We start from the raw sequence: 458 nt of genomic DNA on the forward strand, positions 1-458 counted from the left end.
GTCATCAATAATATTCGATCTCTGAAATGCGCAAAGTTTCGATAACCAAAAGCCATCCGTTTTAATACTTTGATACTGTTATTGATACCTTCTAATGGGCCGTTTGTTAGTGTTGGATAATGTAATGTGTTTTCAATATAGGATTCATACTTCTTAAATGTTCGTAATACTCGACGCATGCCAGGAGATAATGGAACCTGATTAGAAGTTTGAATCAATGTTTTAAACTGGCTCATATGGCCTTGTTTTAACGCATCTGACAATGCATGCGTATAATCATAATTACCTTTTAATTCATCATGGTTATCAAGCAGATATTCGACAATACCGTATGTAGTTTTCCATTCAGGAAATAGGCGATATTTCTTATACTCAGTGCGTGTTAAGTTTTCAGGTGGTGTTAATAATAACTTCCAATACCGTTTAAACTTATTGTAGGTTGGACGATTACGATGTCT

Annotated in this window: 1 protein-coding gene; it reads right to left on the minus strand. The window is 34.5% G+C overall.

Annotated features, from left to right (window positions below; translation table 11 throughout):
- Nucleotides 1-458 (minus strand): transposase (locus tag V6E76_RS11400; protein ID WP_499797818.1); only part of this gene is annotated, 458 nt, incomplete at both ends.

It is taken from the genome of Jeotgalicoccus huakuii, assembly GCF_036665975.1.
GTDB classification, from domain to species: domain Bacteria; phylum Bacillota; class Bacilli; order Staphylococcales; family Salinicoccaceae; genus Jeotgalicoccus; species Jeotgalicoccus marinus.